Source organism: Streptomyces sp. NPDC026246, assembly GCF_055567995.1.
In genome coordinates this window covers 508,763-533,887 of record NZ_JBVHPJ010000002.1, presented here as the reverse complement: position 1 = coordinate 533,887, position 25,125 = coordinate 508,763, and the positions used below count along the sequence as shown (strand labels likewise).

Genomic DNA, 25,125 nt, shown 5'->3' with positions numbered 1-25,125 from the left:
TCTTGCGGCACATCTACCGCTGCCCGCTGCGCTGGGCGGACATGGACGCGTACGGCCACGTCAACAACGTGGTGTTCCTCCGCTACCTGGAGGAGGCCCGTATCGACTTCCTGTTCCGCCCGGAGAAGGACTTCAAGCAGGGGTCCGTGGTGGCACGCCATGAGATCGACTACAAGCGGCAGCTCGTGCACCGCCACCACCCGGTGGACATCGAGCTGTGGGTCACCGAGATAAGGGCCGCGTCCTTCACCCTCACCTACGAGGTGAAGGACGGCGACCAGGTCTACGTGCGGGCGTCGACGGTGATCGTGCCGTTCGACTTCGAGGCGCAGCGCCCGCGCCGGATCACCGAGGACGAGCGGGAGTTCCTCCGCGGGTACATGGACGACGCGGAGGAGGGGGCCGTCGCGGCATGACGGTCCTGCACCTCGCCGACGAGGGGGAGGCGGCGGACCTCGCGGCCTTCCTCTCCCGGCTGCTCCACTACGACCGCGGGGCCGCGGTGCGCCTGCAGGGCGCCGGCACCGCGCTCGCCGTCTTCGGCCGGCCGCCGTCCTTCGAGGTGCTGGCGGTCCGCGCGGTGCGGCTGGCCAAGCCGTACGAGAAGGGCCTGGAGGTCACGCTGGACGTGACCGTGTCCGCCGGTGAGCTGCTGGAGTCGGTGGACGAGAAGGCCGCCACGGCCGCCGTGCCGCAGGCCGTGACCGGGCCGCCGTGGGCCGGAGTCCTGCCGCCCCGCAGCGGTTGGCAGGCCGTACCGGGACTGCCCGGGCCCGACGCCCTGCGGTCGCTGGTGGCCGCCGCGGTGGCCGAGTTCCGCGCCCGGACGGGGGAGTTGCCCGACGAGCGGCGCACCCGGAGCGAGCTGGACCGCATCGGCCGGGACATCTGGTCCCGCACGGTCGGGGACACCCCGCTGCCGGTCCGGGCCGTGCACGCGGCGCAGTCGCTCGGCTTCCTGCGGCCCGGCGCCCCCCTGGGTCTGCTCTCCTCGGGCGCGTGGCTGCGGCTGCGCACGCCCTACGGGTCGGTCGCCGTACGGCGGGCCGGGCTGGGGGCCCTGGACGTCAGCGTCCGCTGACGGGCAGGCGGGGGAAGGCGTCAGCCCGGGGTGTTCACCATCGAGGCGGCCGCGTACGTCAGGTAGCTCCACAGCGTGTGCTCGTGCTCCTCGGAGAGCCCGAGCTCGTCGACCGCCACCCGCATGTGCTTCAGCCACGCGTCGTGCGCCGCGCGGTCCACCTGGAACGGCGCGTGGCGCATCCGCAGCCGCGGATGGCCGCGGTTGGCGCTGTACGTCGTCGGGCCGCCGAAGTACTGGATGAGGAAGAGCGTGAAGCGCTCCTCGGCCGGGCCGAGGTCCTCCTCGGGGTACATGGGCCGCAGCAGGGGGTCCCCGGCGACCCCCTCGTAGAAACGGTGGACGAGCCGGCGGAAGGTCTCCTCCCCGCCGACCTGCTCGTAGAAGGTCTGCTCCTGAAGCGTGCCGCGCCGAATCTCTGTCACGCGTTCCATGGTCTCAGACGCCCCGGCATAGGACTCAAGACCTAGGACCGGCCGCTGCCCGGGACCCGCCGCTTACTGTGGAGACATGGGCGGGCACGCACCCGGCAGGGAACTCGAGGACCTCGGCGCCAGCGCGCGGGCGGGGCTGGTGCGGCGCATCGAGGCCGGCGGGGCCTGGGCGGCCGACCCCGCCTGGCGGGAGGCCTTCACGGCGGTCCCGCGCCACCTCTTCGTGCCGTACTACTACGTGGCCGTCGCGGGCGGTTACGAGCGCCGCTGGGGTGAGAGCCCCGACCCGCAGGCGCGGGAGCGGTGGATACGGGGTGCCTACGAGGACGTGCCGCTGGCGACCCGGCTGCGCGACGGGGAACTGCTGTCCTCCAGCAGCCAGCCCTCGCTCATGGCGGACATGCTGACCGTGCTGGACGTCCGCGAGGGGCACACGGTCCTGGAGATCGGCGCGGGCACCGGCTACAACGCCGCGCTGCTGTGCCACCGGCTCGGCGACGACAAGGTGACCAGTGTCGATCTCGACCCGGAGATCACCGAGTCGGCCCGCCGGCACCTGGCCGCGGCCGGGTACCATCCGGTCGTCGTCACCGGCGACGGCGCCCGGGGCGTGCCGGAGCGCGCGCCCTTCGACCGGATCATCGCGACCTGCGCCCTGACCTCCGTACCGCGGGCCTGGCTCGCCCAGAGCCGGCCGGGTGGCCGGATCCTGCTGCCGCTGGCCACCGGCCTGCTCGCGCTCACGGTGACCGGTGCCTCGCAGGCGGAGGGGCGCTTCCTGCACACGCCCGCCTACTTCGTGCCGCTGCGCGGGACCGGCCGGGCCGCGGAGCCGTTCCAGCTGGGCGGGGTGCCCCGCCGGGCCAGGGAGGACGACCTGTTCCGCTTCCTGCTGGCCCTGACCCGCGGCAGCCTCGACCCGGAGGAGGCGCTGTCGCTGTGGGAGCAGGAGGGCAGACCGCAGCGCGAGCGCTACGGCATCACCGTCAGCGGCGACCGGGAGTGGGCCTGGCTGGACGACCCGGAGGGGCCGTACGCCTGGCCCCTCCCGTCCTGACGGCCGTCGCGCGGTGCCGGCGGCGGGGCTCAGCCGCGGCGGATCGTGATCGTCGTCCAGGCGCCCACGTGCACCCGGTCGCCGTCCTGCAGCGGGACGGGCACGAACGGCTGGATGGGCTCGTCCGAGCCGTTGACCGTCGTGCCGTTCGTCGAGTTCTGGTCGACGACCGCCCAGCTGCCGTCCGGCTGCTGCACCAGCACCGCGTGCTGGTGCGAGACGCCCGGGTCCTCCGGCGGCACCGACAGGTCGATGTCGGGGGTGTCGCCGGTGGAGTGCCGGCGGCGGCCGATGGTGATCTGGTTCCCGGTGAGCGTGCGCTGCTGCTCGGGGGAGTACGCGGGCAGGTTCAGCCCGGCGGCCTCGGGGCCGGAGCGCTGCATCATCGCCATGAAGTACTCGCGGTCCGGGCCGATCGTCGCGGTCCAGGTCGCGGGTCCCTGCTGCGGCTGGTGCTGCTGCGGGAAGCCTCCCGGGCCGGGCGGGGCCTGGGTGGCACCGGGCTGCGGGTAGCCGTAGCCGCCCTGGCCGGGACCGCCGGGACCGCCCGGGCCGCCGTGTCCGCCGGGGCCGGTGTGCGACGGCGGGGAGATCACCCAGTCGTCGTCACCGCCGCCGAAGGCCGGACCGCCCTGCTGCGGGGGCCGCTGCGTCTCCTGCGGGAAGGCGGGCGGGGCCGGCGGGCCGGACTGGTGGAACGCCTGCGGAGCTCCGCCGGGACCGCCGGGGCCACCGCCGTGCCCGCCGGGGCCGCCCCCGTAACCACCGGGACCGCCCTGCCCGCCGTGGCCACCCGGGCCGGGCGGCGGCGGGACCGGACGCGAGGGGTCGTTGCCGAATCCGGGCGGACCGGAAGGACCACCGGGGCCACCCGGGCCTCCGGGGCCACCCGGACCGCCGGGAGCCCCGTAACCACCCGGACCACCGGGGCCGGGACGGCCGGACGGATCGCCGCCGAAGGGCGGGATCGGCTCGGCCGGGCGGTTCACCTGCGACGGGCGGGAGCTCTGGTAGTCGAACGCGTCACCACCGCCGCCGTACGACGGTCCGCCCGGGCCGCCGGGGCCACCCTGGCCAGGCGGCGGCTGGAAGCGCGCGCCCGGGCCGGGCGGCGGCGGGGCCGCGGGGGTGTACGAGGTCGCCGTGTTGGTGAGGAAGTTCCACCGGCACTCCTCGCAGAACGGGGCGCCGCCCTCGCGCGGCGTACGGCACTGCGGGCAGAGCTCCGGCTCGGCGGACAGGTGCGGCGGACGTCCGCCGGGCTGCTGCCCACCGGGGCCGCCGGGGCCGCCCTGGCCGGCCGGGGGCGGGAAACCGTAGCCGCCGGGGGGCGGAGGGGGAGGAGGCGGAGGCACGGCACCCGCCATGCGGTGACCGCAGACCTCGCACCAGTCGTCGGAACCCGACTGGTGTCCGTTCGGGCAGGTCGGCATGTCGGCGCGTCCCTCCTTCGATCTCTTCCAGGTCACTTCTTGACGCGAACAGTCTTGGTGGACCGGGTTTCGAGCGTCATCTCGTCCGCCTCCGCGACCTTCGCCTTCAGTCGCACAGTACCGGTCGCGGCGTCGACCACGTCCACCACCTTCGCAAGCAGTTTCGCAGTATCGGCGTTCCCCGAGGCACTCGCGAGCTGAACGGCCCGGCCCAGTTTGGCCGTTGCTCCGTCGATATCGCCCGACTTGCGCAGATCGAGCCCCTGTTGGATGACCTGGGCCAGTTCGGCCTGCCCGGTGTAGTGGGCGACCTGGGGGTTGATCGACGTGGAGGCGACCATGTCGTCCGTCCACACGGCCCGGACCAGGCCCTGCGCGCCGAGGTTGTGGACGCTGCCGTCGGGCTGCGGGACGACCAGCGAGATGCGGGCCGCCAGCATCTCCTGCCCGATGTGCGCGGCCGGGACCCGCACGCACAGGTGGTAGTCACGGGACTCGTCGCCCCAGGAACCCAGGGGGTAGTCGCCGGCCCGGGGCCCGGCCTCGGTGCGCCGGCCGGTCAGTTCCTCCACCGCGGGGGCGACCTGTTTGACGAACGTCACCGTGGTGTCGACCGGGGTCCACAGCCGCAGGGAGACGTCCGCGACCTCCTTGCCCATCGCCGTCTCCATCATCCGCGTGAAGTCGGCGGCCAGGCCGGCCGGATCGGCGACGATGTCGGCGGTGCCGAGCAGCGCCGAGGCGATCGCTGTGACTTCTTTCACTTCCCAGTCGGTGCCCACCCCGCGTGCGTCGCAGGTGAAGCGGCCCGCGCACGCGTCGAGCGCGGACCTCAGATCCCGGGCCGACTCGTGCTCGTTGCGGCCGTCGGTGAGCAGGATGCCGTGGCGGATGGCGACGTCCACGGAGGACAGCAGGCGGTCGGCCAGCCGCAGCCAGGTGCCGATGGCCGTGCCGCCCCCCGCGCCGAGCGCCCGCAGCGCCTGCTTGGCCTGCGCGCGGGTGGTGGCGTCGGCGACGGCGACCCGGCCGCCGCCGGGATAGACCTCCTTGGCGACGTGCGTCCCGCCGATCACCGCGAAGTGGACGCCGTCGCGCAGGGTGTCGATCGCGGCGGCGGTGGCGTCGCGGGCGTTGCGCATCTTGGCGGGCGGGTAGTCCATCGACCCCGAGCAGTCGACCATGATCGCGACCGCCGCGGAGGGACCCTGCCCGGGTGCGTACAGGTGCGGTGCGCCTACCGCGCTGCCGATGGTGCCGCCGCCGGTCGCCGTCACCGTCACGATGGCGTTGACCTCGCGGGCGCCCTCCGGCAGGTACTCGTTCTGATAGACGTCCACCGAGAACCGGGGCGCGCTCGCTTTCGAGAAATTGGCCATGCCTGTTCAGATCCCCCTTTTGAGCCCCCGCCGAGAACGGGGTCACGACGGTGGGCGGACCGGTCCCCTCCGGTCCGCCGAGCCACCCCCGAACGTGGCCTCAGGCCGATCCTGCCCCCTGGGACACCGCCGGGAACGGCACGAGCGCCACTGTTACGTTGTCGTGGCCCCCGCCGTCCAGGGCGTGACCGACGAGCACCCGGGCGCCGTGCAGCGGTTGCCCGGCGGCGTCGAGCGGCAGGATGCGGGCCATCTCCTCGGCGGCCTCGGCGTAGTTCCACAGGCCGTCCGTGCAGACGACCACCACACCGGGGCGGTCCGGCTTGAACGCGGCGGTGTGCGGCTCCAGTTCGTAGGCGTCGGCGCCGAGCCAGCCGGTGATGGCGTGGGCGCGCTCGTCGGCGTAGGCCTCGGCCTCGTTCATCAGGCCCGCGGCGACCATCTGCGCCGCCCAGGAGTCGTCCTCGGTGAGCCGGGCCGGGGGAGCGCCGCGGTCGACCGGGACCCAGTAGGCGCGGCTGTCGCCGACCCAGCCGACGATCAGCAGTCCCGAGGTCACCACGGCACCGACGATCGTGCACGCCGGGGCGTTCTGGTGCGGGGCGTGCTCGCGGGCCGTGGCCGGCTCCTCCCCCAGCGAGTTGACCGCGTGGGAGGCGGCGACGATCGCCTCGTGCATGGCCTGCTGCGGGTGGGTGCCGCGCGGCAGGGCCGCCAGCAGCGTCTGGCTCGCGGCCTTCGACGCGGCCGCCGAGGCGTCGTCGGGCCGGGTCGCGGAGGAGACGCCGTCGCAGACGATCGCCACGAGCGCGGGGGAGCCGTCGGGCAGCTGGGTGGTGCCGAGGGCGAACGCGTCCTCGTTGCGGTGGTGGCGCAGGCCGCGGTCGCTGACCGCGGCCACCGGGCCGGACTCCTGCTCCATGTGGTCCCGTTCGCGCGGCTGGGCGTGGCCGCAGTTCTCGCAGTAGCCGTCGTCGTCCACGCGGCCGGCCCGGCAGGCGACGCAGACCTTGCCGCCGGTACCGGCGGCCGCGGCCGCCGGTTCGGCGGACACCCGGGGGTCCGGCGCCTGGAGGGGGTACTCGTCCGGCTGGGTGCGGTAGATCTCCGGCGCGTAGCCCTCCGGCTGCGGCGGCCGGTCGAACCGCACCCCCGCCGCCGGGGACGGGGGCGCCCCGGGTGGTGGGGCGCCGGTGCCCGGGGCCGCGCCGCCGGGCGGGGCCTGCGGGGGCTCGGGGTACGCGGCGGCAGGAGCGCCCTGGGCGGGCACCGAGCCGTTCAGGGCGATGGTCGGGTTGTCCTCGGGCCGTGCCGGCACGGCGGACAGGTCGTATCCGCACGCGCCGCAGAAACGGTCGCCCGACTCGAGGGGTTCCTCGCAGCTCGGGCAGGCGGACAACCGGGGCATCTGCGACATCAACTACACCCACGTCCGGGGGCGGTAACGATTGGCACGTTCCACCAGGTCGATCCTCTCCTCGCCGCCCCGCGCCAGCCGGGCCAGCATGCGGTACGAGCGTTCCAGTCCGAAACGCAGACCCCGCTCGTCCAGGCCGCTGCCGAGCAGCGTCCGTCCCCCGGCGGCGGGAGGGGCGGAACCCTGGCCCCCGGAGAGTACCCAGTCCAGGGCGCAACCGAGGACTTCGGCCGACAACTGCTCCCGTCGCGCCGGATCCAGGCCGTAGGCGTCGAGCGCCTCCACCTGGGCCGCGGCGGCCGTCAGGTCCTCCAGGAACGGCATGTCCGAGGCCGTGGCCGTGCGCCCGCGCAGCCGTGCCCGGACGGCCGCCACGCGCGCGGCCGTGTAGTGGATGGAGGACTCCGGCACGGACTCCAGCGTCCGCACGGCACCGCGCCGGTCGCCGGTCGCCAGCTGGACACGGGCCAGGCCGAACGCGGCGCTCACATGGCTCGGGTCGGTCGACCACACCAGCCGGTAGTACTCGGCCGCGTTGTCCAGTTGGCCCAGCACCTCCGCGCACAGGCCCAGCGCCAGCTTCGGGGCGATCTCGCCGGGGAAGGCGTCGTAGATCGCGTCGAAGGCCAGCGCGGCGCCCTCGTCGTCGCCCGTGACCAGTGCGGTCAGGCCCCGGAACCAGACCACCCGCCAGTCGTCGGGCCGTTCACCCTCCAGGGCGGCCAGCGACTCCAGCGCGACACCCTGCTCACCGGTCTCCAGCCGCGCCCGCACCTGCCGCAGCCGTGTCTCGGTCGACGGGGCCGGCGCGGCCGCCAGGGCACCGAGCAGTTCGGCCGGGGCGGAGGTCATCAGGCCCGCCAGGAAACCGGCGTTGGGGTCGGTCGGGTCCACCCGGGGCACCGGCAGGGCCAGGGCGGCGGCGCGGGTGTCGACCCGCTTGACGAGCCCGGCGGCGGATCCGGCCCCACCGGAGGGCGCGGCGACGGCCGGTGCCGGCCGGGCCGGGAGCGCGGCGCCGCGGGCGCGTCCCGACCCCGTCGCACGCGCGCCCAGCCGGGACACCTCGCCGTCCAGCCGGGGGAACAACTCCGGGTCCGTCACGCGCAGTTCCGGACCGAACAGGGTGGACAGAGCGGGCCGGGCCCGGCCCGTCTGGAGCGAGACGACCTCCCGCAGCACGCCCGTGAGCTGCTCGGTCATCTCCTGCGCGGAGGCGAACCGGCGGGCCGGATCGGGGTCGGTGGCGCGCACCAGGAGCCGGTAGAAGGACTCGTACTGCCGGAAGACCTCGATGTGGTCCGGGTCGGGCAGGGAGTCGGCGTAGACGTTGGTGTAGCCCTGGAAGTCGAAGGTCAGCACGGCGAGGGTACGGGCGACCGTGTACAGGTCGCTCGCCACGGACGGACCGGTCTCGGCGACCTCGGGCGCCTGGTAGCCCACCGTGCCGTAGATGGCCGACTCCTCGTCGTCCATCCTGCGCACCGCGCCCATGTCGATCAGCTTCAGCTCGTCCTCGGTCTGGATGGCGTTGTCGACCTTGAAGTCGCAGTAGAGCAGGTTGCGGCTGTGCAGGTGCCCCAGCGCCTCCAGCGCCTCGATGCCGTACGCGCACGCCTGCTCCACCGGCAGCGGGTCACGGCGGCCCTGCGGGGTGCGCCGGGCGTTGGCGATCTCCTTGAGCGACTTGCCGCCCACGTACTCCATGACGATGTAGCCGTCGAGGGAGCCGGTGCGCTGGTCCAGGTGCTCCACGAAGTTGTAGATCCGCACGATGTTGGCGTGCTCGATCTCCGCGAGGAAGCGCCGCTCGGAGATCGCCGCCGCCATGGCGTCCTGGTCGCCCGTGTCCAGCAGGCCCTTGAGGACCACCCAGCGGTCCGAGACCGCGCGGTCCACGGCGAGGTAGATCCAGCCCAGGCCGCCGTGCGCGAGGCAGCCCACCACCTCGTACTGGCCGTGCACCACGTCACCGGTGCGCAGCTTCGGCACGAACGAGTACGGGTGTCCGCACTTGGTGCAGAAGCCCTCCGTGCGGCCCGGCCGGTCGCCGCGCGAACGGCCCACCGGGGCCCCGCAGTCCGACCGGGAGCAGAACCGCTTGCGCTCGGGCACCTCCGGGTCGTCCAGCACCATCGCGCGCGGGTCGGGCCGCGGGATCGGCGGCACCTGCACCAGCCCGGCGCCCAGCCGGGCCCGGGAGGCGGAGCCGGAGGCCGACCCGGAGCTGCGCACGGACACCGAGCGGCCCGTGGACCTGCCCGAGACCGAGCGGGACAGCCGGCCCGAGACCGAGCGGCGGGAACGCGAGGACTGCGAGGACGTACGCGCACTGCGGCTGCCGGCGGACCCGCTCCTGCCCTCCGCGGTGACACCGGTGGGGGACGAACCCACCATGCCTCCCTCGGCGGAGGAGCCCCCGGCCGCGACGACCGGGGCCAGGCCGCAGGTGTCGCAGTACAGTTCGCCGCCGCCCACGTCCTCGTACGCGCCGTCGCAGCCGGGGCGCTGGCAGGCGCGCCCGGACGGGCCGGGCGGCGCGTGCGGTGCCCGGCTCATCGACTTCCCCTGGTCGCTCATGCGTCCGGCCCCCTCCGGTCGTCCTCGGGCCCGCCCCGGTGGTCCGGCACCCGCGGGCCGCCGAGCAGCTCGGCCGCCGCGTGCTGGTAGCGCAGCACGGCCTGTTCGGCGGCGCGCAGGTCGCAGGGTGCGCTCCACAGCATGCGGCGCGCCTTCTCGTACCGCTCCACCAGCAGCGCGTCCTCGGCGAGGCCGTGCCGGGCCACCTTCGCCCGGTACGCGTCGAGCCGGCCGCGCAGCTCGGCGCGGACCGCGAGCGGCGCGGTGACCGCGGTCAACGACTCGCGGGCGCGCAGCAGTTCGTCCTCGGCCTTTTCCTCCAGCGCCTCCAGCAGCGGCGAGAGCCGGTGCCACTGGGCCTGCCTGCGGTACTCCGCGGCCGCCGCCAGCTGTTCCTGCAGTGCGGTCGGCGGGCCGCTCACCACCGGCACCTCCGTCGCCGCGATCTTCGCCAGTACCTCGCCCCGGGCGGTGCGCGCCTCGGCGAGGGTGCGGTCCGCGCGGCTGAGCACGTCCCGCAGCTTCACGATTCTGGTCTCGGCGTCCTGACGGACCGTCAGAACCGCGTCGATCTCCCGCCGCACGTCCTCCAGGGCCCGCGCCTCGCGGTCGTACACCGTGGTGTCCGGGCGGCCGCCGCCCGGCGCCGAGCTGCCCTCGGCGGGCACCCAGAACGCCAGCGGGTCGGAGATCACCTGCTCGCGCAGTCTGGTCAGGGTGCGGGTGATGCGCTCCAGGTCGTCACCCGCCGGATGCTCGCCGGGCCGCACGCCGACCGGGTGCGCGAGCCGCCGGGTGCGCTGGAGTTCGGCGGCCAGCAGGTCGATCCGGGCCGGCAGCGCCGACCACACGGCGTCCGCGGCGACGACCACGTCCAGACTGGTCGCGTACAGCTCGTTCATCCGGTCCACCAGCCCGGCGAGCGAGTAGCGCTCGCTGAGCTTCGTCGAACCGCCGTGCGGGGCCGACGCGTTGGCCGCCGCCGCGGCGCCGCCCGGGACGGTGACCGACTCGCCGTTCAGCAGCTCGGTCAGCTCCACCAGGTCCTCACGGCTCGACCAGCGCCGCCGGGCGCGGATGTCGCGGGCGGAGCGCAACGCGTCCGTGTACGCGTCGAAGTAGGTCCACAGCAGCGTGATCGACGCATCCGTGGCTGCCCAGCGCTCCCGGGTGACACCGGTCAGCCCGGCGCCCTCCAGGAGTCTGCGGCCCGCATGGTCCTGCAGGGCGAGGAGCGAGGTCTCGATCGCCTCGTGCTCCGCGCCCAGCCGCGCCAGCGCACGGTCCACCTCGTCCCGGTCCATCACCGGCCCGGCGGGTCCCGTGACGCCCATCGATCACCTCTCGCTGCGGTTGTGCCGGTCGGGGGCCTGGTCGTAGGTCGCGGTGCGGGTCAGCTCGTGCGGAGGTACTCCGGTGCCGGGGGTTCCGACTTCTTCGCGTCCTTGCCCAGTGTGGCGGACAGCCATGTGCGGTACGAGGCCTGCCAGCCGTCGTCGCCGTCCTTGCGGTAGTCCACCAGGATCCGGTTGACCCGGCGTACCAGGTCGTCCGCCCCCTTCTTCATGGCCACGCCGTAGTACTCGGCAGTGAAGGCCTCACCCTTGAGCTGGACCGTCGGGTCCTGGGCCGCCTGGCTCGCGGCGAGCGCGCCGTCGGTGACCACGGCGTCGACCTCGCCGAGCTGCAACCTGACCAGGCAGTCGAGCTGGTTCGGGACCGTCGTGGAGATGTCCGTGCCGGCGGGGAGCCGGCCGTCCTTCCGGTCCGCCTCCAGCTTGGCGTACGCCGTGGAGCCCGCCGCCGTGCAGATCCTGCGGCCCGCGAGCGTGTCGTCGTAGCCCTTCACGGGCGACGACTTGGGCGCCAGGACCTGCTGGCCGGTCTTGAAGTACGGCGCGGAGAAGGCGACGTCCCGGATGCGGTCGCAGTTGATGGTCATGGTGCGGACCACCATGTCGACGCGGCCGTCCTGGATCGCCGGGATGCGCTGGTCGGTGGGGATCGCCTTGAACTGCACCGCGTCCCGGTCGCCGAGTATCTCCTCGGCGATGCGGTGCACGAGGTCGATGTCGAAGCCCTCCAGCTCGCCCGACTCGCCGCCGTTGGGGTCGCGGTAGCCCCAGCGGTAGCTGTTCTGGTCGACGCCGACGACCAGTTTGCGCTTCTCGCCCGTACGGCTCTTGATGGCCGCGATGGTGTCGCCGTCGTCGCCGGAGGGGGAGAGCGTCTGCTTCTCCGGGGCCTCGCAGTCCTCCTCGACGCCGGCTCGGGCGATGTCCGCGGTGGCGGTGGTCCCGGCGGGCCCGGTGCCGTCCGCCGTGACGGCCTTCCGGGGCAGGCACAGGGCGACGAACGCCACCAGGGCGCAGACGACCGCCATCGCCGTCACTCCGCCCCAGCCTCTGAGAGCGGTGCGCACACGTCCTGCTCGCACGGTCGTGCCTCCTTTCGCCCGTGGCCCGTTCACCGGTACTCCGACAGCCTGCGGCCGATGCCCAGGACCGCTCCCGCGGCGCCGAGGAGGGCGAGGACGGCGGCCCCGGCCGGCAGCCCGGTCAGCGCGTCCCGGCCGCCCGCGGCCGCACGCTCGAACTCCCTCTCCTCGTGCACGAGTGCCGTGCGCAGGTTCGCGTCGACGCTGTCGAAGCACTCACCGGTCGCGCCCTCGGTGCCGATCACCCGGTCCAGCGCCTGCTGGTAGTTGCCGTGCTCGTCCTGCTCACGGGCCGCGGCGTGGCGCTTCTTCCACTCCTCCATGTTGCCCAGCGCCGTCGTGACGGGCTTCCTGCCCGTCACGTCGTCGGCGAGCTTCCGCGCCGCCTCCAGACGGGCGCCCAGCGCTCCGATGTCCGCGCCGAAGTCGAAGTCGTAGGCGTCGTAGGTCTTCCCGCCGACCTTCTTCGTCTCCGCGCCGCGGGCCACCAGGGTGAGGTTCTCGTTGCCCCGGGCCTTCAGGGAGGCGATGCGCGCGTCGTGCAGGACGTTCAGGGAGCGGACGCCGTGGTCGTAGGAGTCGTTCAGGCCGGAGCGGGCGATGCCGTGGCCGGCGACGAGCCAGAGCAGGACGATCGCCGCGGTGGCGGTGGCCGCGACCAGGCCGTGGTTCAGGACGCGGTTGGTGCGCCGGTAGCTGCGGTGCTGGGCCCAGGCGAGGGCGGCCAGGGCGAGGACGCCGAGGGCGATCGCCGCCCAGGGGTAGGGCGTGGCGTCCGCGTAGTCCGCCCGCAGCCGCTGGTTCTCCTTCGTGTACAGGTCCTCCGCGGCCGGGAGCATCCGCTGCTGCATCTTCTCGTTGGCGTAGCGCAGATAGGCGCCGCCCACCGGGAAGCCCTGCCGGTTGTACGTGCGCGCGCGTTCGACCAGGCCCTTGTACTCGGGCAGCAGCCGGTTGAGTTCGGCGATCGTGCGGGCGGACGGTGAGCCCGGCTCCGACGCGGCGGCCGCGTTGACCAGCTTCTCCGCGGCCGTGCGGATGTCCTTCTCGTAGCGGTCGCGGGAGGCCGCCGACTCCTGCCCGCCGGCCAGGAAGCCGCTGGAGGCGGCGGTGTTGGCGTCCGCGAGGGACCGGTAGATGTCGGCCGCGTCGGAGCTGAGGGGCTGGCTGCTGGTGAGGACGTCGTCGGCGGCGGCCGCGCGGCCGGTCATCTGCCAGGCGCTGACGGCGCCGAAGGCGACGACGAGGGCGGCGAGGAGCGCCCCGATGATGCGCAGGCGGCCCGGTTCCGTGGTGGCGGCGGCGCGCAGGCGCTCCGCGCCCTCGGCGAAGGCGGTGCGGCGGGGAGGGCCGGCCGGGGAGGGCGGGGAGGACGGACGGGAGGCCGCGGCGGGACCGGCGGGGGGCCGGGCCGGCGGGGCCGGCTGCGCCGGAACGGGCGGCAGGACGGGCAGGCTCGGACCCGGTGGTGGCGGTGTGCTGCCCCGCGGCGTGTGTGTCACTGTGACCTCCCCCATGGTCATCCGTCGCGGCAAGTATCGCTGCCGGGACCGACATCCGCACCGGCCTTGCCCGATCTTGATCGGATCGCAGCGTGGAGCGCCACCCCTCGCCCAGGTACACGTCCGGAAGAGGGGTTCGGTTCCCGTGCGGCGAGCCCGGCACCTGCCCGCGCGTGCGGCTCACACGCCGTAGTGCGCCCGCAGCCGCTCCTGCGCCCCCTCCGGTGCCCCCAGCCGGTCCAGGCCCAGCAGGGCCGCGCCGAGGACCGGGCGGGCGGTGACCACCTGCGGGACCGCCTTGGGGGCCCGGTCGGCCAGCAAGCGGTCGATGTGGTCGTTCAGTTGGGGGTGCCGGGCCGCCAGGACGCTGCCGCCCAGCAGGACCGGGGCGGGTTCGGACAGGAGGTCCAGGCGGGTCAGGGCCACCACCGCCATGGCGACCACCTCCTCCGCCTGGCGTTCCACGATCGCCCGGGCCACGGGATCGCCCTCGGAAGCCGTGGCGAACAGGACCGGGGCCAGCTCGTGGCGCCGGGAGGCGGGCACGCGCTCCAGGTGCAGCGCCTCGATGAGGGCGTGCATCGAGGCCAGGCCGAAGTGCGCGGGCAGGGTGCGGGACAGGGCGGTCGGGCCGCCCCGGCCGTCCTCCGCGCGCGCGGCGTGCCACAGGGCCTCCTCGGACAGCCCCCAGCCGCCGCCCCAGTCGCCGGAGATCCTGCCGATCGCGGGGAAGCGGGCCGTGCGGCCGTCGGGGCGCATGCCGACGCAGTTGATGCCGGCGCCGCAGACGACCGCGACCCCCCGCGGTTCGGTGACTCCCGCCCGCAGGATGGCGAAGGTGTCGTTGCGGACCGTCACGCTCGCGCCCCACGCGCGCGTGCGCAACGCCTCGGCCAGCTCCTCCTCCTCGACGGGGAAGTCGGCGTTGGCCAGGCAGGCCGAGACGTGGCCGACCGAGGCGAGCCCGGCCTCGGCCAGGGCCCGGTCGACGGTCGCGGCGAGCCCGCGCACGGCCGTCCCGACGCCCACCGCCGGCGGGCGGAAGCCGCCGCCGCGTGCCGTGGACAGCACCTCCCCGTCCGCTGACACGACCGCGACGTCGGTCTTGCTGTTGCCCGCGTCGATGGCGAGGACGTGCGCGCTCACGCCCACGCCAGGTGCTCCCGGTTGTGCGCGATCAGCCGGTCGGTGAGCTGCTCGGCGTACGCGTACTGGCCCACCAGGGGATGGGCGAGCAGCGCGCGGAAGACCCGCTCCCGGCCGCCGTGCAGGGCCGCCTGCAGGGCCAGGTCCTCGTAGGCCGTGACGGCCGCCATCAGGCCCGCGTACAGCGGGTCCACCGGCGCGACCGGCAGCGGGGAGGCGCCCTTGGCGCCCACCGCGGCCTGCACCTCGATGACCGCGTCGTCCGGCAGGAAGGGCAGCGTGCCGTTGTTGTGCGTGTTCACCACCTGGTAGGGGCTGCCCGCCCCGCCCAGCAGGGCGGCGGCCAGGTCGACGGCCGCCTCCGAGTAGAAGGCACCGCCCCGCTTCGCCAGCAGCTCCGGCTTCTCGTCGAGGGCCGGATCGGCGTACAGCGTCAGCAACTGCTTCTCCATGGCGGCCACTTCGGCGGCGCGGGAGGGCTTGCCGCCCAGTTCCCGCACGACCTCGTCGTGTGCGTAGTAGTAGCGCAGGTAGTAGGAGGGGACGACGCCCAGCGTGTCGAGGAGGGGGCGGGGCAGGCGCAGGTCGGCGGCGACGGTGTCACCGTGCCGGGTCAGCAGCTCCGGCAGGACGTCCTCGCCCTCGGGGCCGCCGCGGCGCACGGCCGTCTCCCAGGTCAGGTGGTTGAGGCCGACGTGGTCCAGGTGGAGCTCGGACGGCTCCAGCGAGAGCAGGGCCGCGAACTTGCGCTGCAGGCCGATCGCCACGTTGCACAGGCCGATCGCCCGGTGACCGGCCTGGAGCAGGGCGCGGGTCACGATGCCGACGGGGTTGGTGAAGTCGATGATCCAGGCGCCGGGGTTGGTGCGGCGGACGCGGTCCGCGATGTCCAGCACCACCGGGACCGTGCGCAGGGCCTTCGCCAGGCCGCCGGCGCCCGTGGTCTCCTGGCCCACGCACCCGCACTCCAGGGGCCAGGTCTCGTCCTGTTCGCGGGCGGCCTGGCCGCCCACGCGCAGTTGCAGCAGGACGGTGTCCGCGCCGTCCACCGCCGCGTCCAGGTCGGTGGTGGTGGTGATGCGGCCGGGGTGGCCCTGGCGGGCGAAGATGCGGCGGGCCAGGCCGCCCACGAGGTCCAGGCGGTCCTCGTCCGGGTCCATCAGGACCAGCTCCCCGACGGGCAGGGTGTCCCTCAGGCGGGCGAAGCCGTCCACGAGTTCGGGGGTGTAGGTCGAGCCTCCGCCGACCACGGTGAGTTTCATGTCTAACCCTTTACTCCGGTGAGCGTGACGCCCTCGACGAACGCCTTCTGGGCGAAGAAGAACACGAGGATCACGGGGGCCATGACCAGCACGGTGGCGGCCATGGTGAGGTTCCAGTCGGTGTGATGGGCGCCCTTGAACGACTCCAGGCCGTAGGACAGGGTCCACGCGCCGGGGTTCTCCGAGGCGTAGATCTGCGGGCCGAAGTAGTCGTTCCACGCGTAGAAGAACTGGAAGAGGGCCACCGCGGCAATGCCCGGCTTGGCCATCGGCAGAACGACCTTCAGCAGCGTGCGCAGATCGCCGCAGCCGTCGACCTTGGCCGCGTCCACGTACTCGTCGGGGATCGTCGTCAGGAACTGGCGCAGCAGGAAGATCGAGAACGCGTCGCCGAACGCCATGGGGATGATCAGCGGCCAGAGCGAGCCGGACAGGTCCAGCTGCTTCGCCCAGAACAGGTACATCGGGATGACGACGACCTGCGGCGGCAGCATCATCATCGAGATGACCAGCATCAGCGCCAGATTCCGGCCCCGGAAGCGGAACTTGGCCAGGGCGTAGGCCACGGGGATCGAGGAGACGACCGTGAGGACCGTGCCCAGGCCCGCGTAGATCAGGGTGTTCTTCCACCAGGTGAGGAAGCCGGGGGTGTCGAGGACCTTGGCGTAGTTGCCCCACTCCCAGGTGTGCGGGATCAGGTCGCGGCTGAGCGCCTGGCTGTCGCTCATGAGGGAGGTGAGGAGGACGAAGACGAACGGGAGCGTGAAGAAGAGGGCCGCCGCGATGCCGAGGGAGTGGATCGCGATCCACTCCAGCAGGGCCCGGCGGTGGGCCGTGCGGTGGGCCGGCGACGGGGGTGTCGTCAGCTCCAGGGGCTTGTCGAGCACCTGCGTCATCGTTCACCTGCCTGGATCAGGCCGCCCCGGCGGCGCATCAGGAGGGCCGTGAAGGCCATGGAGAGGGCGAAGAGGACCAGGGCGACCACACAGGCCGAGCCGTAGTCGAAGCGCTGGAAGCCCAGGTTGTAGACGAGTTGGGGCAGGGTGAGGGTCGACTTGTCGGGGTAGCCGGGCTCGAACTGCGTTCCCGCGCCCTGGATCACGCCCGACGCGACCTTCCCGGCGATCAGTGGCTGGGTGTAGTACTGCATCGTCTGGATCACGCCGGTGACGACCGCGAACATGACGATCGGCGAGATGTTCGGCAGCGTCACGTAGCGGAAGCGCTGCCACGGGGCCGCGCCGTCCAGTTCGGCCGCCTCGTACTGCTCCTTCGGCACGTCGAGCAGGGCGGCCATGAAGATGACCATCAGGTCGCCGATGCCCCACAGCGCCAGCAGGGTGAGGGCCGGCTTGGACCAGACGGGGTCGTTGAACCAGCCGGGGGTGGGCAGCCCGATCCTCTCCAGCAGGGAGTTGACCGGGCCGGTGCCGGGGTTGAGCAGGAACGCGAAGGCCATCGTGGCCGCCACGGGCGGGGCCAGGTACGGCAGGTAGAAGAGGGTGCGGAAGACACCCGTGGCCGTCCTGATCTTGGTGATCAGCAGGCCCACGCCCAGGCCGAAGGCGACCCGGAGCGTGACCATGACGACGACCAGCCACAGGGTGTTGCGCAGGGCGGGCCAGAACAGGGGGTAGTGCTCGAAGACGTAGACCCAGTTCTTCGTGCCCGCCCACACCGGCGGCTTGAAGCCGTCGTAGCGCATGAAGGAGAAGTAGACGGTGGAGATCAGCGGGTAGGCGAAGAAGACCGTGAAGCCGATCAGCCAGGGGGAGAGGAAGGCGAGGGTGCGCAGGGCCGAGCGGCGGTGTTTCGCCCGCAGTGTGGAGGTGCTCATGGGCTACTTCGCCTGCGCGATGTCCGTGTCGATCTGCGCGGCCGCCTTCTTCAGGCCCGCCTTGAGGTCGGTCGCCTTGCCGCTCTCGTAGGCGTAGCCGAACTCCTGGACGGTGGTGAGGTAGACGCCGCCGTTGACGGAGGCGGGAGCGGTGGTGGAGTCCGGGTTCGCCGCGATCTCCAGGAACGTCTTGAAGCGCGGGTCGTACGTGAGCTTCGGGGACTTCAGGGCTGCCAGTGTCGAGGGCACGTTGTGGATGGCGTTGGAGAAGTCCACCACCGCGTCCGTGTCCGTGGTCATGTACTTCACCAGCTCCCAGGCCGCGTTCTGCTTCTTGCTCGTCGCGGCGATGCCGGCGATCGTGCCGGTGATGTAGCCCTTGCCGTACTGGTCGGCCTGGTCGTCGGGGACGGGCAGCGGGGCCACGCCGATGTCGAACGTGGGCTTGGTGTCCAGGGCCATGCCCAGGCGCCACTCGCCGTCGAGCTGCATGGCGACCTGGCCGGTGTGGAAGGGGTGCTTGGGGCCCCATTCGTCGCCGAGCTTGGAGCGGTAGGTCTCCAGCTTGCGGTAGCCGCCGAGCGTGTCGACGAGCTTCTTCTGGACGGTGAAGGCCCGGGCGAACGCCGGGTCCTTGCCGACGTTCGACTTGCCGTCCTTGTCGAAGTACGTGGGGGAGAACTGGCCGAGGTAGTGCTCGGTGGTGGTCTCCCAGCCGTGGTAGTTCGGCATGAAGCCGAGCTGCTTGTACGAGTCGCCCTGGGGGATCGTCAGCTTCTTCGCGACCCGCTCGAACTCCGACCAGGTCTTCGGCGGGGCGGTGACGCCGGCCTTCTTGAACGCCGTCTTGTTGTAGTAGAGGCCGTAGGCGTCACCGAGCAGGGGGACCGCGCAGCGGTTGCCCTCGAACTGCGTGTACTCGTTCATGGCCTTCGGGAAGGTCTTCTCCGGGTCGACGCCCGACTTCTCGAAGAACGGGTTGAGGTCCACCAGCGCGCCCGAGGAGCAGAACTTGCCGACGTTGTTCGTGGTGAACGACGAGATCACGTCCGGGGCCTTGGCCCCGCCGGCGCGCAGCGACTGGTTGATCTTGTCGTCGGTCATGTTGCCGACGACGTCGACGTGGATGTTCGGGTGCGCCTTCTCGAAGCCGGCGACCAGGTTCTCGACGGCCTTCACCTCCGAGGGCGCGCTCCAGGCGTGCCAGAAGGTGAGGGTCGTCTCCTTGGACGCGTCGTCGTTCGCGCCGGCGTCGGACTGGCCGGTGCAGGCGGTGGCGAGGAGGGCGACGGAGGCGGACGCGGCGAGCACGAGGGCCGCTTTCCGGGGCATTCTGGGCATGGCGAAGCTCCCTGGGGCACGGGTGAGGAGGGGACGCGGGAAGGGGGGTGGGGCTAGCGGGAGGTGTCGAAGACCTCGTCGCGGGTGGTCGCGAGGGCGCTCTCCAGCGCCCCGCGCAGCACGGGGTGTTCACGGACGTCGCCCACGACCAGACGGGGGCGCGAGGCGGCCAGTTCCTCCAGTTCGGCCTGGACCAGGGCGCGCAGCGGCTCGCCGCCCGAGGTGAGGGCGGCGCCGCTCAGCACCACCAGCTCGGGGTCCAGCACCGACACCAGGGAGGCCAGACCGGTGGCCAGCCGGGTCGCGTAGGCGCGCAGCAGCTCGCGGTGCGGTCCGTCGCCGGTCTGTGCGGCCCGGGTCACGAGCCGGGCGGCGGCCTCGGCGTAGGGGCCCTGCGGGATGTCCTCGATGCCGAGCTCCCGGGCCAGGCGGGGGACGGCCTGGGAGCCGGCCAGCTCCTGGTAGCCGCCGCTGTTGGCCTTGGTGACCTTGCGGACCAGGGGCGTGCCCGGGACCGGCAGGAAGCCGACCTCGCCGGCGCCGCCGGTCCAGCCGCGGTGCAGCCGGCCGCCGAGCACCAGGGCGGCGCCCAGGCCCTCCTGGTTCCACAGCAGCACGAAGTCGGTGTGGCCCCGGGCCGCCCCGAGGCGCTGCTCGGCGAGGGCGACCAGGTTGACGTCGTTCTCGTACTCGAACGGCATCGGCAGGGCGGCGGCGAGTTCGTCCAGCAGGGTGGGGGAGTGCCAGCCGGGCAGGTGGGAGGCGTAGCGCAGTCGGCCCGTGGTGGGGTCGAAGGCGCCGGGGGTGCCGATGACCAGGCGGTGGACGTCGTCCCGGGCCAGGCCCGCCGCCTTCACCGCGCCGTCCAGGGCGTCGGTGACCTGCTGGACGACCGGGGTGGCGGCGCGGCGGCCGGGGGTGGGCAGTTCGAAGCGGCCGACCGTGCGGCCGGTGATGTCGGCGACCGCGGCGAGGATCCGCTGGGGGGTGACGTCGAGTCCGGCGGCGTGGCCGGACGCGGGGTTGACCTCGTAGAGCTGGGCGCTCGGGCCGGGGCGGCCCTCGGTGGTGCCGGTGGCCAGGACCAGGCCGGCCGCCTCCAGGCGGGCCAGGAGCTGGGAGGCGGTCGGCTTCGACAGGCCGGTGAGTTTGCCGATCCGGGTGCGCGAGAGCGGCCCGTGCTCCAGCAGCAGGTCCAGGGCGGCCCGGTCGTTCATGGCGCGCAGGACGCGCGGGGTGCCCGGCGTTCCGGCGGTTCCTGCCATGCGTGTCCACACCTGCCCTTCGGCTGCTCAGCCTCTCAGTGATCCGGTGGGGAAGTCCATCGGGAGGCCCGCTCCCCTGATCACTGTTAGGAAAGTTTCCTATTCGGTGGGGAGGAACGTATGCCCGTCGCCGGGAGAGCGTCAAGAGGGTCAGTCGGCCGGAGTGCGGGCATGCCGGAGTGCGGGCATGGAGGGCGGGCGCGCCGGCGCGCCCACACGCCGGAGGGCGGCACCCGGACCGCCGGGTGCCGCCCTCGTCAGGGGTCGGTCGCTACTTCGTGGTGCTGGTGGGCGCGGGCGGGGTGAGCGGTGAGGCCGCCGCCGACTGCGGGGACGCGGCGTTCGCGTAGACCGAGGGGGCCGCCATCGCGGCCGTCGGGTCGGCCGCGGCCTCCTCGACCGTGGCCGTGGCACCGCCGACGATCCGGATGTCGGCCGCGTCGAAGGCCCGCTTGACGCGCCAGCGCAGCTCGCGCTCCACGGTCAGCGACTTGCCCGGCATGGTCTTGGCGGAGATGCGCACGACCATCGAGTCCAGCAGCACGCTGTCCAGGCCCAGGACCTCGACCGGGCCCCACAGCAGCTCGTTCCAGGGTTCCTCGGCGCCCATCTTCTCGGCCACCTCGTCCAGCGTGGCCTTGACCTTGTCCAGGTCCTCCCCGGCGTGCACGGTGACGTCCACGTTGGCCGTCGCCCAGCCCTGCGAGAGGTTGCCGATGCGCTTGACCTCGCCGTTGCGGACGTACCAGATCTCGCCGCCCTCGCCGCGCAGCTTGGTCACCCGCAGGCCCACCTCGATCACCTCGCCGGAGGCCACGCCCGCGTCGATGGAGTCGCCGACGCCGTACTGGTCCTCCAGGATCATGAAGACGCCGGACAGGAAGTCCGTGACGAGGTTGCGGGCGCCGAAACCGATCGCCACACCGGCCACACCGGCGGACGCCAGCAGCGGGGCCAGGTTGATGTTGAACGCGGAGAGGATCATCAGGGCCGCGGTGCCCATGATCAGGAAGCTGGCCACCGAGCGCAGCACCGAGCCGATCGCCTGCGACCGCTGGCGGCGGCGTTCGACGTTGACCAGCAGGCCGCCCAGTCCGGCACCGTCCACCGTCTGCCCGGTGCGGCTCATCCGGTCGATGAGCTTGGTGATCGCCCGGCGCACCGCTACCCGCAGCACCGCCGCTATCACCAGGATCAGCAGCACGCGCAGGCCGATCGCGAGCCACGTCGACCAGTTCTGCTCCACCCAGCCGGCGGCGTTCGTCGCGCTCTCCTGGGCGTCCTCCAGCGAGGGCACTCTCGGGGACTCCGTCTCCGAGGGGGTCGGCGACGGGGACGGGCCGGCGGCCCACAGGACGGCGTCCGCAACGGACAAGGACACGGCAGGTACCTCCAGGTGCAGCGGTCTGCCCCGGTGCGGCGGTTCCGGGGGGTCGAAGGTCACGGCTGGGTCACCGAAGGGGCAGAACCACCACACTAACGGGGCATTGTGTGTGGTCCCGGCGAATGTGTGAAGGAGAGACGGTGCTCACCTGGGCTTGAACAGGCCACGTCCCCGGGCAGGCGTCCGATGTGGTCGAAAACACTCCCAGCCCGTTACGGGGACATGGTGGCGCTTCCACCAGCCATGAGGGGAAACTGGCTACGAATCGTCCCGGCGCGAGCCACGCGCCGCCGGCGTCCAAGGAGGCACCCGTGCCGCATGTCCTGGTCCTCAACGCGTCGTACGAGCCGCTCGGCGTCGTACCGCTCCGCCGCGCGCTCGTCCTCGTCCTCGAGAACAAGGCCGTCTGCCTCGAGGAGTCCGGCGCCTATCTGCACAGCGCGACCGTCACAGTCCCCGCACCCAGCGTGGTCCGGCTCAAGCGTTTCGTGCGGGTCCCCTACCGGGGGCCCGTTCCTCTGACCCGCCGGGCGCTGTTCGCCCGCGACGGGGGCCGGTGCATGTACTGCGGTGGCGTCGCAACCAGCGTCGACCACGTCATCCCGCGCAGCCGCGGGGGCAAGCACGTCTGGGACAACGTCGTCGCGTCCTGCCGTCGCTGCAACCACGTCAAGGCCGACCGCCATCTCGTCGAGATCGGCTGGCGGCTGCGCCACAAACCCGCCCCGCCCTCGGGCCTGGCCTGGCGCATCATCGGAACCGGCCATCGGGATCCGCGCTGGCTGCCGTACTTGCAGCCGTACGGAGCGGACGACGCCCTGGCCCGGATCGACGGCATTTCCGCCTGACGATCCGGGTCTTCGTGTCGGCGCCCCGGCACGGATCCGGTCCCGGGGAACCCCCGTTCCCCCGGGACCGGCGTCTCCGGGTGGGCCCGGTGCCTTCGCACGCCCTTACGCGTACCGCAGCTCCCCGGGGCGCACCGTGCGGCGCAGCAGGGGCAGCGAGGTGGCCGCGGCGAGCAGGCAGGCGGCGAGGACGGCCACGGGGAACAGGGCGGACGCCCAGGGCACCGCCTCGTCGGCGAGTGCGGCGTACCGGACACCGATGGCGGTCCCCCCGAGCCCCGCGAGCAGCACCGCGGGGGTCAGGGGCAGGGCGGTCTCCAGCAGCAGGGCGCGGCCGAGCACCGCCTGCGGCACGCCCGCGGCGGCCTGTGCGGCGAGGCCCCGGCGGCGGGTGGCCAGCGACTCGGCGGTGCCGACGGCGAGGCCGGACAGGGTGATCGCGAGGGCGATCGCGACGGCGGCGCCGGTGAGGTTCAGGCCGGCGAGGTAGTAGGAGGCGTCGGGCCGGTCGCGCACGGCGTCGGCCAGCACCTGCCGGATGCCCAGGAAGCCGGTCCCGGCGGCCGTCACCAGCAGCACGGCCGCGTGCGTGCGGGCGGCCGACCAGGGGTCCTCGCGCAGCCGTTCCGCGGCGATCAGGGCGGCCGCGGAGCGGGCCCGGCCGGCCAGGATCCGACCGACGACCCGGGCGGTGGCACCGGACAGCCACACCGCGCCCGCGCCGACCGCGAGGATCACCCCCGCCAGCGGCAGCGGCGGCCCCCCGGACGACCGGTGCGGGGCGTCCGAGGCGGTGGCGGCGGTCAGCAGCGCGGCCACGGCGGCGAGCAGAAGACCGCACAGGAACAGCAGCCCCGAGCCCCGGCCGTCGTCCGGCCCGGTCCGGCGCACCGAGCCGAGCGGCGACGCCACGACCCGGCGCAGCGCCAGGGCACCCGCCGTGGCGCCCAGCACGGGCACCGTGACCGCGACCAGGACGACGCCGGCCCAGGCCGGCGCGGTGGGCGCGTCCCACAGGCGCGGCAGCAGCAGCACCGAGGGCACGGTGGCCACCGCCGAGCCGAGCGCGCAGGCGAGCCCGGTCTCCAGCGCGGCGATGCGCCGCACCTGCCAGGGCGTGGCCCCGGCGAGCCGCAGGCCGGCGAGTCTCCGGTCGCGGTGCACGGCCCCGATCCGGGCGCACTGGCCGAGGAAGCCCAGCACGGGCAGGAGCAGGAGCACCAGCCCCAGGACCACTCCGGACCGGGTGCCGGGCTGGTCCAGGACCCCCGCGGCGAACGGGATCGACCGGCTGCCGCGCAGCGACGCCAGGGCGGCGGCCGCGAGGGCGAACGCCGTCGCCAGCGCGGCCCCCGCCGCCGTGAGGGCGGCCCGCCACCGCTCCCCGCGGTCCGCACCGCGCGTGAGCTGCCAGGCGAGCCGCAGATCCGCGTTCAGTGACCTCATGCCGTCACCCCGAGCGCCGCCACGGCCCCGTCGCGCAACTGGACCTCACGGTCCGCGTACGCCGCCACCTGGGCGTCGTGGGTGATCAGCAGCACCGCCGTGCCCGACGCGCGGGCGGTGCGCACCAGAGCCGTCATCACCTGCTCGGCGGACAGGGAGTCCAGGGCTCCGGTCGGCTCGTCGGCGAAGACGACCCTCGGGCCGGTGACCAGGGCCCGGGCCAGGGCGACCCGCTGTGCCTGACCGCCGCTCAGCTCGCCCGGGCGGGACTCGCCCTGCCCGCGCACGCCGAAGCGCTCCAGCCACTGCGCGGCCAGGTCCCGGGCGGGGGCCCGGCCGGTGCCGGCCAGGAGCAGGGGCAGGGCGACGTTGTCCAGGGCCGTCAGCTCGGGGATGAGCTGGCCGAACTGGAACACCACGCCGAACTCGGTGCGCCGCAGTTCGCTCAGCCGCTTCTCGGGCAGGTCCTCCAGCCGCTGTCCGTCGTAGGTCACGGAGCCCGCGTCCGGGCGGACGATGCCGGCCAGGCAGTGCAGCAGGGTCGACTTGCCGCTGCCGCTGGCGCCCGTCACGGCCAGGATCTCGCCCGCGTGCAGCCGGAGCGACGCGCCGCGCAGGGCGGGTGTCCTGCCGTGCGCCTTGGTGAGGTCGCGGGCCGTGAGGAGTGGCACGGGTTCGTTCATACTGCGTCGACCTCCGCGGTCAGGGTGGTGAGCCGGGCCGCCGTGGTGTTCATCCAGCGGAGGTCGGCGTCGAGGTGGGTGAGGGCGTAGTCCGCCGAGAGCACGGTCGCGAGGTCGGCTCCCTCGGTGGCCTTGAGCGCCGTCAGCTCCCGCATCCGCTCCTTGTGGGCGGTGCGCTGGGCGTCCAGGTATCCGGCCGGGTCGCCGCCCGAGAGGATGGAGACGACGACCTTGGCGAAGATCTCGTTGGCCACGAACGGGGCGGGCGGGGCGATCTGACCGGCCCAGCGGGCCAGTTCGCGCGCCCCCTCGCCGGTGGCGCGGTAGCGGGTCCGCTCGGGGCCGCCGTCCGAGTCGGTGCCGTCGACCTCGGCGAGGCCGTCCCGGACCAGGCGTTGCAGTGTCGTGTACACCTGCCCGTAGGCCAGCGGACGCGCCTGCGGGAAGCGTTCGTCATGGCGTCGCTTCAGGTCGTAGCCGTGACTCGGACCCGTGGCGAGCAGGCCCAGCAGGATGTGGCGGGTGCTCATGGCGATCATTATGCACTGAGTACATGTACTGAGTGAATAGTCGGGCCCGGGGAAGTGCGCGAC

Annotated in this window: 22 protein-coding genes; 4 read left to right on the top strand and 18 right to left on the bottom strand. The window is 73.5% G+C overall.

Annotated elements, in window-relative coordinates:
* Positions 1 to 2 precede the first annotated feature (2 nt).
* Both ACZ4M5_RS06485 and ACZ4M5_RS06480 read left to right on the top strand, forming a co-directional pair.
* On the top strand, positions 3 to 416 hold the full coding sequence (locus ACZ4M5_RS06485) for an acyl-CoA thioesterase (protein WP_467733688.1): 414 nt from the start codon (positions 3 to 5) through the stop codon (positions 414 to 416).
* Positions 413 to 1,081 carry a DUF8185 domain-containing protein gene (locus ACZ4M5_RS06480; RefSeq protein WP_467733686.1) on the top strand — a complete coding sequence of 223 codons (669 nt, stop codon included), beginning with the start codon at positions 413 to 415 and terminating at the stop codon, positions 1,079 to 1,081. The genes ACZ4M5_RS06485 and ACZ4M5_RS06480 overlap by 4 nt, the downstream gene beginning before the upstream one ends.
* Positions 1,082 to 1,101: 20 nt before the next feature.
* Here ACZ4M5_RS06480 and ACZ4M5_RS06475 read toward each other — a convergent pair whose 3' ends face one another.
* Positions 1,102 to 1,515, bottom strand: coding sequence for a globin (locus tag ACZ4M5_RS06475; RefSeq protein WP_333933369.1), 414 nt, complete (start codon positions 1,513 to 1,515; stop codon positions 1,102 to 1,104).
* 76 nt (positions 1,516 to 1,591) lie between these two features.
* Here ACZ4M5_RS06475 and ACZ4M5_RS06470 point away from each other — a divergent pair, with 76 nt between their 5' ends.
* Positions 1,592 to 2,572: a methyltransferase domain-containing protein gene (locus ACZ4M5_RS06470; RefSeq protein WP_467733684.1), complete on the top strand. Its 981-nt coding sequence runs from the start codon at positions 1,592 to 1,594 to the stop codon at positions 2,570 to 2,572.
* Positions 2,573 to 2,601: 29 nt separating this feature from the next.
* On the opposite strand, the gene ACZ4M5_RS06465 is transcribed toward ACZ4M5_RS06470, so the two are convergent.
* The 14 genes from ACZ4M5_RS06465 to ACZ4M5_RS06400 all read right to left on the bottom strand — a co-directional run bounded on the left by ACZ4M5_RS06465 (position 2,602) and on the right by ACZ4M5_RS06400 (position 21,552).
* Positions 2,602 to 4,005: an FHA domain-containing protein gene (locus tag ACZ4M5_RS06465; protein WP_467733682.1), complete on the bottom strand. Its 1,404-nt coding sequence runs from the start codon at positions 4,003 to 4,005 to the stop codon at positions 2,602 to 2,604.
* A gap of 32 nt (positions 4,006 to 4,037) precedes the next feature.
* Positions 4,038 to 5,384, bottom strand: a complete 1,347-nt coding sequence (locus ACZ4M5_RS06460) for a vWA domain-containing protein (RefSeq protein ID WP_467733680.1) — start codon at positions 5,382 to 5,384, stop codon at positions 4,038 to 4,040.
* Between the two features lie 100 nt (positions 5,385 to 5,484).
* Entirely contained in the window at positions 5,485 to 6,801 is a 1,317-nt protein-coding gene (locus ACZ4M5_RS06455; protein WP_467733678.1) for a PP2C family serine/threonine-protein phosphatase, read from the bottom strand.
* A 3-nt stretch (positions 6,802 to 6,804) separates the two neighbouring features.
* The gene (locus tag ACZ4M5_RS06450) at positions 6,805 to 9,360 is read right to left on the bottom strand and encodes a serine/threonine-protein kinase (protein ID WP_467734259.1); all 2,556 of its coding nucleotides are present in this window, start codon (positions 9,358 to 9,360) and stop codon (positions 6,805 to 6,807) included.
* A gap of 17 nt (positions 9,361 to 9,377) precedes the next feature.
* Complete coding sequence (locus ACZ4M5_RS06445) at positions 9,378 to 10,715, bottom strand: coiled-coil domain-containing protein (RefSeq protein WP_467733676.1); 1,338 nt, start codon at positions 10,713 to 10,715, stop codon at positions 9,378 to 9,380.
* A 59-nt stretch (positions 10,716 to 10,774) separates the two neighbouring features.
* Complete coding sequence (locus ACZ4M5_RS06440; protein WP_467734257.1) at positions 10,775 to 11,764, bottom strand: glutamate ABC transporter substrate-binding protein; 990 nt, start codon at positions 11,762 to 11,764, stop codon at positions 10,775 to 10,777.
* Positions 11,765 to 11,847: 83 nt separating this feature from the next.
* Complete coding sequence (locus tag ACZ4M5_RS06435; RefSeq protein ID WP_467733674.1) at positions 11,848 to 13,320, bottom strand: hypothetical protein; 1,473 nt, start codon at positions 13,318 to 13,320, stop codon at positions 11,848 to 11,850.
* Between the two features lie 180 nt (positions 13,321 to 13,500).
* Entirely contained in the window at positions 13,501 to 14,472 is a 972-nt protein-coding gene (locus ACZ4M5_RS06430) for an N-acetylglucosamine kinase (protein WP_467733672.1), read from the bottom strand.
* Positions 14,463 to 15,728 carry a 6-phospho-beta-glucosidase gene (locus tag ACZ4M5_RS06425; RefSeq protein WP_467733670.1) on the bottom strand — a complete coding sequence of 422 codons (1,266 nt, stop codon included), beginning with the start codon at positions 15,726 to 15,728 and terminating at the stop codon, positions 14,463 to 14,465. Before ACZ4M5_RS06425 ends, ACZ4M5_RS06430 begins: the two co-directional genes overlap by 10 nt.
* Before the next feature lie 2 nt (positions 15,729 to 15,730).
* Positions 15,731 to 16,624: a carbohydrate ABC transporter permease gene (locus ACZ4M5_RS06420; protein ID WP_467733668.1), complete on the bottom strand. Its 894-nt coding sequence runs from the start codon at positions 16,622 to 16,624 to the stop codon at positions 15,731 to 15,733.
* Entirely contained in the window at positions 16,621 to 17,565 is a 945-nt protein-coding gene (locus ACZ4M5_RS06415; RefSeq protein ID WP_467733666.1) for a carbohydrate ABC transporter permease, read from the bottom strand. Before ACZ4M5_RS06415 ends, ACZ4M5_RS06420 begins: the two co-directional genes overlap by 4 nt.
* A gap of 3 nt (positions 17,566 to 17,568) precedes the next feature.
* Positions 17,569 to 18,906 (bottom strand): ABC transporter substrate-binding protein, encoded by a 1,338-nt coding sequence (locus tag ACZ4M5_RS06410; RefSeq protein WP_467733664.1) that lies wholly within the window; start codon positions 18,904 to 18,906, stop codon positions 17,569 to 17,571.
* Positions 18,907 to 18,959: 53 nt separating this feature from the next.
* Positions 18,960 to 20,171, bottom strand: a complete 1,212-nt coding sequence (locus ACZ4M5_RS06405; protein ID WP_467733662.1) for an ROK family transcriptional regulator — start codon at positions 20,169 to 20,171, stop codon at positions 18,960 to 18,962.
* Between the two features lie 271 nt (positions 20,172 to 20,442).
* Complete coding sequence (locus tag ACZ4M5_RS06400) at positions 20,443 to 21,552, bottom strand: mechanosensitive ion channel family protein (RefSeq protein ID WP_467733660.1); 1,110 nt, start codon at positions 21,550 to 21,552, stop codon at positions 20,443 to 20,445.
* Between the two features lie 314 nt (positions 21,553 to 21,866).
* On the opposite strand from ACZ4M5_RS06400, the gene ACZ4M5_RS06395 reads away from it, so the two are divergent.
* Positions 21,867 to 22,403, top strand: coding sequence for an HNH endonuclease (locus ACZ4M5_RS06395; RefSeq protein ID WP_369195593.1), 537 nt, complete (start codon positions 21,867 to 21,869; stop codon positions 22,401 to 22,403).
* Positions 22,404 to 22,508: 105 nt separating this feature from the next.
* Here ACZ4M5_RS06395 and ACZ4M5_RS06390 read toward each other — a convergent pair whose 3' ends face one another.
* Genes ACZ4M5_RS06390 through ACZ4M5_RS06380 form a run of 3 tightly spaced genes read right to left on the bottom strand, consistent with a single transcriptional unit; the run spans position 22,509 to position 25,062 of the window.
* Positions 22,509 to 23,849, bottom strand: coding sequence for an FtsX-like permease family protein (locus tag ACZ4M5_RS06390; RefSeq protein ID WP_467733657.1), 1,341 nt, complete (start codon positions 23,847 to 23,849; stop codon positions 22,509 to 22,511).
* The gene (locus tag ACZ4M5_RS06385; protein WP_467733655.1) at positions 23,846 to 24,532 is read right to left on the bottom strand and encodes an ABC transporter ATP-binding protein; all 687 of its coding nucleotides are present in this window, start codon (positions 24,530 to 24,532) and stop codon (positions 23,846 to 23,848) included. Before ACZ4M5_RS06385 ends, ACZ4M5_RS06390 begins: the two co-directional genes overlap by 4 nt.
* The gene (locus tag ACZ4M5_RS06380) at positions 24,529 to 25,062 is read right to left on the bottom strand and encodes a PadR family transcriptional regulator (RefSeq protein ID WP_467733653.1); all 534 of its coding nucleotides are present in this window, start codon (positions 25,060 to 25,062) and stop codon (positions 24,529 to 24,531) included. The genes ACZ4M5_RS06385 and ACZ4M5_RS06380 overlap by 4 nt, the downstream gene beginning before the upstream one ends.
* Positions 25,063 to 25,125: the final 63 nt, after the last annotated feature.

Coding starts and splice junctions, on each gene's coding strand:
- ACZ4M5_RS06480 (WP_467733686.1), top strand. CDS start 413: ATGACGGTCCTGCACCTCGCCGACGAGGGGGAGGCGGCGGACCTCGCG.
- ACZ4M5_RS06475 (WP_333933369.1), bottom strand. CDS start 1,515: ATGGAACGCGTGACAGAGATTCGGCGCGGCACGCTTCAGGAGCAGACC.
- ACZ4M5_RS06470 (WP_467733684.1), top strand. CDS start 1,592: ATGGGCGGGCACGCACCCGGCAGGGAACTCGAGGACCTCGGCGCCAGC.
- ACZ4M5_RS06465 (WP_467733682.1), bottom strand. CDS start 4,005: ATGCCGACCTGCCCGAACGGACACCAGTCGGGTTCCGACGACTGGTGC.
- ACZ4M5_RS06460 (WP_467733680.1), bottom strand. CDS start 5,384: ATGGCCAATTTCTCGAAAGCGAGCGCGCCCCGGTTCTCGGTGGACGTC.
- ACZ4M5_RS06455 (WP_467733678.1), bottom strand. CDS start 6,801: ATGTCGCAGATGCCCCGGTTGTCCGCCTGCCCGAGCTGCGAGGAACCC.
- ACZ4M5_RS06450 (WP_467734259.1), bottom strand. CDS start 9,360: ATGAGCCGGGCACCGCACGCGCCGCCCGGCCCGTCCGGGCGCGCCTGC.
- ACZ4M5_RS06445 (WP_467733676.1), bottom strand. CDS start 10,715: ATGGGCGTCACGGGACCCGCCGGGCCGGTGATGGACCGGGACGAGGTG.
- ACZ4M5_RS06440 (WP_467734257.1), bottom strand. CDS start 11,764: ATGGCGGTCGTCTGCGCCCTGGTGGCGTTCGTCGCCCTGTGCCTGCCC.
- ACZ4M5_RS06425 (WP_467733670.1), bottom strand. CDS start 15,728: ATGAAACTCACCGTGGTCGGCGGAGGCTCGACCTACACCCCCGAACTC.
- ACZ4M5_RS06420 (WP_467733668.1), bottom strand. CDS start 16,624: ATGACGCAGGTGCTCGACAAGCCCCTGGAGCTGACGACACCCCCGTCG.
- ACZ4M5_RS06415 (WP_467733666.1), bottom strand. CDS start 17,565: ATGAGCACCTCCACACTGCGGGCGAAACACCGCCGCTCGGCCCTGCGC.
- ACZ4M5_RS06410 (WP_467733664.1), bottom strand. CDS start 18,906: ATGCCCAGAATGCCCCGGAAAGCGGCCCTCGTGCTCGCCGCGTCCGCC.
- ACZ4M5_RS06405 (WP_467733662.1), bottom strand. CDS start 20,171: ATGGCAGGAACCGCCGGAACGCCGGGCACCCCGCGCGTCCTGCGCGCC.
- ACZ4M5_RS06390 (WP_467733657.1), bottom strand. CDS start 23,849: ATGAGGTCACTGAACGCGGATCTGCGGCTCGCCTGGCAGCTCACGCGC.
- ACZ4M5_RS06385 (WP_467733655.1), bottom strand. CDS start 24,532: ATGAACGAACCCGTGCCACTCCTCACGGCCCGCGACCTCACCAAGGCG.
- ACZ4M5_RS06380 (WP_467733653.1), bottom strand. CDS start 25,062: ATGAGCACCCGCCACATCCTGCTGGGCCTGCTCGCCACGGGTCCGAGT.